Source organism: Bacillus sp. GMs2/2 (assembly GCF_050172095.1).
Taxonomy (GTDB): Bacteria; Bacillota; Bacilli; order Bacillales; family Bacillaceae_G; genus Bacillus_A; species Bacillus_A cereus.
In genome coordinates this window covers 1-4,999 of the sequence record NZ_JBNLYE010000293.1, presented here as the reverse complement: position 1 = coordinate 4,999, position 4,999 = coordinate 1, and the positions used below count along the sequence as shown (strand labels likewise).

The window sequence follows — 4,999 nt, the reverse complement described above, 5'->3', positions numbered from 1 at the left end:
CTTTTTTCTTTTGTCATTTTCTTGTAAATATTACTGATTTGTAAGTAGGATTTGTCTTAATTTTGTGGAATGAAAATAGCAGGGAGAAATTTAAGTCATCATGGCACCAGCGCAGCTTTTGTGAAAAATAAGTTGTTATGGAAGGTGGAAGTAATGATGAAAACGAAGCAAACTGATGAATTATTAGCAAAAGATGAGCAATATGTTTGGCACGGAATGCGTCCCTTTAGTCCAAATAGTACAATGGTAGGGGCAAAAGCTGAAGGGTGCTGGGTTGAAGATATACAAGGAAAAAGATATTTAGATGGTATGAGTGGTCTTTGGTGTGTGAATAGTGGATATGGAAGAACGGAGCTCGCAGAAGCGGCTTATAAGCAATTACAAACATTATCATACTTTCCAATGTCACAATCTCATGAACCAGCTATAAAGCTTGCTGAAAAGTTAAATGAGTGGCTTGGGGGAGAGTATGTTATTTTCTTCTCAAATAGTGGTTCAGAAGCGAACGAAACAGCTTTTAAAATAGCAAGGCAATACTATGCGCAAAAAGGTGAACCACATCGTTATAAATTTATGTCACGTTATCGTGGGTATCACGGGAATACAATGGCGACAATGGCAGCGACGGGACAAGCTCAGCGTAGATATCAATATGAGCCGTTTGCTTCAGGCTTTTTACACGTAACACCACCGGATTGTTACCGTATGCCTGAAATTGAAGGGCAGCATATCTATGATGTAGAATGTGTGAAAGAAGTCGATCGTGTTATGACGTGGGAATTAAGTGAAACAATTGCTGCGTTTATTATGGAACCTATTATTACAGGCGGGGGCATATTAATGCCACCACAAGACTATATGAAAGCTGTTCATGAGACATGTCAAAAACACGGTGCCTTGCTTATAAGTGATGAAGTGATTTGCGGCTTCGGTCGTACAGGAAAAGCATTCGGATTTATGAATTATGATGTGAAGCCAGATATTATTACAATGGCAAAAGGCATTACGAGCGCATATTTACCATTATCTGCAACAGCTGTGAAAAAAGAAATATATGAGGCTTTTAAAGGTAAAGGAGAATATGAATTTTTCCGCCATATTAATACATTTGGTGGAAATCCAGCAGCTTGTGCATTAGCACTTAAAAATTTAGAGATTATGGAAAATGAAAATTTAATTGAGCGATCTGCACAAATGGGTTCCCTTTTATTAGAGCAACTAAAAGATGAAATTGGGGAACATCCGCTTGTTGGGGATATTAGAGGAAAAGGTCTATTAGTTGGAATTGAATTAGTAAATGATAAAGAGACGAAAGAGCCAATTGATAACGACAAAATCGCAAGTGTCGTAAATGCTTGTAAAGAAAAAGGGCTTATTATAGGACGAAACGGTATGACGACAGCAGGATATAATAACGTCTTAACATTAGCACCGCCGCTTATTATTTCAAGTGAAGAAATTGCCTTTGTTGTTGGAACGTTGAAGACGGCGATGGAACGTATTTAATGAATCGAGCGAGCTGTAATATACAGCTCGCTTTTGTTTATTATGTGAAATATGATAAATTTTTCAAAGGGAGGGGAATTATTATGAAGAAATATGATCCTAATCAACATTATCACATCGGATATTATGAAGATGGATATGATTTAGAAGTGACAGCGTACAAAAGAATACATGAACCAGTTTGGGATGCTTATATTCCGCACTATGAGGTGGACGATTTTTATAAGAAAGTGGAGGAAATGAAACTGGGTGAATATATAGATGATTATGGTATTAAGGTGTATTCATTTAGTAATGATATCAATGATGAAGAAGCACGAACTATTTTTGAAAAATGGTTAAAAACGAATGGAATTGTTTAAAGATAAAATGAAAAAGGAGATTGCTATCTTATAAAATAGCAATCTCCTTTTATTATAGTAAATTTATTTACTTGCTTTCATTGCTTTATCTTTTGCACCAAACGTGTATTTTAACATTGGTGGTGTAATCATTGTAGTTAAAATAACGACAATAACGATTGCTGTAAAGTAATCTTGTGCCAATAGACCTGAAGAAAGTCCTGTTCCTGCAATGATAAGTGCAACTTCACCACGAGAAACCATACCAGAACCGATAATTGCAGAAGACTTAGCATCAAATCCAGTCATGCGTGCACCAACACCACAACCAATTAGTTTCGTTAATACAGCGATTACTGTTAATGCTAAGATGAACCAAATTTGATTGCCAATACCGTCAAATGTAATATTCATACCGATACTAACGAAGAATACTGGAACGAACATAGCGTAAGCAATTGGTTCTACTTTCTTTTCTACTTCATGTTTGTAGTTTGTTTGAGAAATTGCAATACCAGCAGCGAAAGCACCGATAATACCAGCAATTCCTAATAGTTCGCCAAAATATGCGAATGAGAAACAGATGATAAGAGCTGCGCTCACGATAGACTCAGATACGCGCAGTGGTGATAACCAACGCATAATTGCTGGAACACCTTTCCATCCGATTAAAATAATAGAAGCGAAGAATACTACTTTCTTCAAGATAATCATTGTTAAGTTAACATCATCAGTGCCTAAGAAGCTCATTGCGAATGCTAATAAAATAACAACAAGAATGTCATCAAATACAGCGGCTCCAAGCATCGTCGTACTTTCACGTGTTTTCATTTTACCTAAATCACGAAGTGTTTGTACGGAAATACTAACACTTGTCGCACATAGAAGTAATCCTAAGAATACAGCGTTTCCTTGTTCCATTCCCATAACAAGGCCAGAAACGTAACCACCTATGAATGGAAGAATAATACCTCCGAGTGCAACTGCTAAAGAAGAATTACGATTGGCGTTTAATTCTTCTAAGTCTGTTTCAAGTCCAGCCATAAACATTAGAAGAATAACCCCGACATTACTTAATTGAGTTAGAAGCTCTGAATTTTCAATCCAACCTAATAAAGCTGGACCGATAACGATACCGACAATTAATTTACCTAGTACAGAAGGTTGACCTAATCTAACACTAAGATCACCAGCAAGCTTTGTACTTAATAAAATAAGTGCAATTTGAAAGAAAAATTCGAATTCCATCTGATCCTCTCCTCATCATTTTTAGTTTTATCATACGATTTCTCGGAATTTGCCTAATGAAAATATGTAAAACCCATTAAACAAAAGGGTCTGATTACAAGTTCTTTTGAACTCGTAATTTGAACCTGTAATTAATATATAATATATTTTGAAAAAAATCAATGAAAAAATGGGAGCTTTTTTAGAGAGAGATGGTGTTATTAGGGATATACATATAAGAATAGTGTGTGAATTTTTATATGTATAAAATAGTATGAAGTCCTTTTTCATTACAAATAATAAGGCCTAAATGCTATTTCACGAATTATAAATGTGAAAAGGAGGTTTTATCATTTGAATTCATTAAAAAATAACTTGTCTATTGTTGCTTTAGGTGGAGTAAATGAAATAGGAAAAAATATGTATGCTATCCAATATGAAAATGATATTGTCGTCATTGATTGTGGATCTAAATTTCCAGATGAAAGTTTATTAGGGATTGATTTAATAATTCCAGACGTCACATATTTGCAAGAAAATAAAGAAAAAATTCGCGGTTTAGTAGTAACGCACGGGCATGAGGACCATATTGGCGGAATACCATATTTTTTAAAACAACTAAATGTACCAATCTATGCAACAAAGTTAACGTTAGGTTTAATTGAAATTAAATTAAAGGAACACAATCTTCAAAATGATACGGAATTAATCGTTATTCATTCAAAATCAGAAATTGATTGTGGTTCTATTAAGGCAACCTTTTTTAAAACGAACCACAGTATTCCGGATTGTCTCGGTATTGTTTTTCATACACCAGAAGGTACTGTAGTACATACAGGTGATTTTAAATTTGATTTAACACCAGTAAATAATCAACATCCTGATATTCATAAAATGGCTAAAATAGGAAGTGAAGGTGTACTAGCTTTATTATCTGAAAGCACAAATGCAGAACGCCCAGGTTTTACTCCATCAGAAAGGTCAGTAGGAGAACGGGTAGAGGAAATATTTATGAAAGCAAATAGAAAAGTAATTATTTCTACATTTGCTTCTAATGTGAATCGTGTTCAGCAAATAGTTGAAGCTTGCATAAAAACAAATCGAAAATTGGCTTTGCTCGGGAGAAGTATGGTAAATGTAGTAGAAGTTGCTCTAGAGGAAGGGTATTTACATATTCCAGACGGCATGTTAATTGAAGCGAGTGAGATAAATCGTTTAGATTCAAAGCAGGTAGCGATACTTTGTACAGGAAGTCAAGGAGAACCGATGGCAGCTTTAGCGCGTTTAGCTAGTGGAAACTATAGACAAGTGGATATTTTACCAGAAGATACGGTTATTATAGCCGCGACCCCTATCCCAGGAAATGAACGTAACGTTTCTCGAATTATCGATAATTTATTTGCATTAGGAGCAAAGGTGATTTACGGATCAGGTAGTTCTACTGGAGTGCATGTATCCGGTCATGCATATCAAGAAGAGTTGAAGTTAATGCTTACATTAATGAAGCCAAAATATTTTATTCCAATTCATGGAGAGTTTAGAATGCTACATCACCATAGTTTGTTAGCAGAATCAATTGGTATTGAAAAGGAAAATATCTTTATCGTTCGTAATGGAGATGTTGTAGATATTAGTAATGAAGTGGCCGTTCAATCTAGAAAAATACAGGCTGGAAATATATATGTAGATGGATTAGGAATTGGTGATGTTGGAAATGCCTTATTACGTGATCGTAAACAACTTTCGGAAGATGGAATGCTCGTTATAGTTATTACTTTTAATAAAGTCGATGGAGAAATTATTTCCGGTCCTGATATTACCTCTCGTGGATTTATCTATGTTCGTGATTCAGAAGAGTTTTTGAAGGAATTAAATAAATTAGCTGTTATTACAATTAATAATTTGAAGAAAGAGAATGTGAATAG

The 4,999-nt window shown here is 34.9% G+C and carries 4 protein-coding genes; 3 read left to right on the top strand and 1 reads right to left on the bottom strand.

Annotated elements, in window-relative coordinates:
* The first annotated feature begins 156 nt into the window (after positions 1 to 156).
* Positions 157 to 1,506, top strand: a complete 1,350-nt coding sequence (locus ACQGS6_RS22725; RefSeq protein WP_000850983.1) for an aspartate aminotransferase family protein — start codon at positions 157 to 159, stop codon at positions 1,504 to 1,506.
* Positions 1,506 to 1,868, top strand: coding sequence for a DUF3986 family protein (locus tag ACQGS6_RS22720; protein ID WP_165852336.1), 363 nt, complete (start codon positions 1,506 to 1,508; stop codon positions 1,866 to 1,868). The genes ACQGS6_RS22725 and ACQGS6_RS22720 overlap by 1 nt, the downstream gene beginning before the upstream one ends.
* Before the next feature lie 63 nt (positions 1,869 to 1,931).
* Here the strand turns inward: ACQGS6_RS22720 and ACQGS6_RS22715 are convergent, their stop codons facing one another.
* Positions 1,932 to 3,095 (bottom strand): cation:proton antiporter, encoded by a 1,164-nt coding sequence (locus tag ACQGS6_RS22715; protein ID WP_000393877.1) that lies wholly within the window; start codon positions 3,093 to 3,095, stop codon positions 1,932 to 1,934.
* A 333-nt stretch (positions 3,096 to 3,428) separates the two neighbouring features.
* On the opposite strand from ACQGS6_RS22715, the gene ACQGS6_RS22710 reads away from it, so the two are divergent.
* A partial coding sequence (locus tag ACQGS6_RS22710) for a ribonuclease J (RefSeq protein ID WP_426965642.1) occupies positions 3,429 to 4,999 on the top strand: 1,571 nt, incomplete at its 3' end.

What these genes read in the sequence shown, in the direction of transcription:
- ACQGS6_RS22725 (WP_000850983.1), top strand. Translation starts at nt 157, where the DNA reads ATGAAAACGAAGCAAACTGATGAATTATTAGCAAAAGATGAGCAATAT.
- ACQGS6_RS22720 (WP_165852336.1), top strand. Translation starts at nt 1,506, where the DNA reads ATGAATCGAGCGAGCTGTAATATACAGCTCGCTTTTGTTTATTATGTG.
- ACQGS6_RS22715 (WP_000393877.1), bottom strand. Translation starts at nt 3,095, where the DNA reads ATGGAATTCGAATTTTTCTTTCAAATTGCACTTATTTTATTAAGTACA.